Raw genomic sequence first — 1,177 nt, forward strand, 5'->3', positions numbered from 1 at the left:
ATATCTTAGAAGATGCTAGGAAGAAGAAGTTTTAAATGATAACCAAACCTTAGGGTTTGGTTTGATTACTATTCCTTTTGTTATGTTTTTAATTACTTTTTTAATTTTTATTAAATAATTAATTTTATATTTAAATAATATATTTTTTTATTAAATATAATATAAGATAATTTTCCTTGAAAACTCCAAAAACTATAAACAAGGATGATTTATGGGAAAAATTACTAAAACCTTAACAAACAAACTCACTTTTTTTGTGTTCTTAGCAATTATAGCTATTTTATTTATTGCAAATGCTTTTAATTATATTGAAGTAAAGCATGATGTGCAAAAACTTATCAATGACATACAAGTTAAAACTATGCAAGATGTTTTAAAAAGCTTTGATGACTATACTACCTCAAGAAGCGATGCTATAAAAGCTGTTGCGGCTGAAATTCAAAAAAATCCCAATGCAAGTTTAGAAGAAATCTACACTATGGTTAAAGTCGCAAAAGAATCAAGTCGTTTTGATGTTTTATATGTAGGACTTGCAAAAAATGGTGCAATGATTAGGTCAAATGGAAATCATCAAATGCCTTCTGATGGTTATGACCCTAGAACTAGAACTTGGTATACAAGTGTTACTTCTGGAGAAGATAAAGTTGTGATTTCAAAACCTTATATGGCTCCGAGCTTAAAAGCTCCTTCTTTGGCTTTTTCATATCCTATTGTTGTAAATGGTAAATTTATAGGTGCAGTTGGTGGAAATTATGATTTAAATACTTTTTCAGACAATGTATTAGCAATGGGAAGATCTCAGAGTGGATACACTGTGGTTTTAGATGATGAAGGAACTGTGTTGTTTCATGAGTCTTCAAAAGCATTATTAACAAAAGATGATTTATCCCAAAACATTGTGAAAGCCTATCTTTCTACCCCAGAAGGTAAGGCAGGACAACTTTCAAATAAACCTATGATCATTGAAGATGGAAGTGCACCGCGTAAAGCAGTAATATGCCAAGAATCCTCAATAGGATACAATGTTTGTGTAATTGCGGATGAAAAAATTTATAAAGATCCAATTAACGAGGCTTTAATAAAACAAATTATCATAGGAGCTATAAGTTTGGTGATAGCTCTTATAGTTATAAGATTTATGATCAATTATAACTTATCCCCACTAAAAAAAATCCAA

General features: G+C 29.7%; 1 protein-coding gene. It reads left to right on the top strand.

From position 1 onward, the window contains the following. Positions 1-211 precede the first annotated feature (211 nt). The coding region (locus ACOTVC_RS08740) for a cache domain-containing protein (protein ID WP_421628370.1) at positions 212-1,177 on the top strand (966 nt) is incomplete at its 3' end.

This window comes from Campylobacter sp. GB48 (assembly GCF_049221845.1).
Lineage (GTDB): Bacteria > Campylobacterota > Campylobacteria > Campylobacterales > Campylobacteraceae > Campylobacter_D > Campylobacter_D lari_C.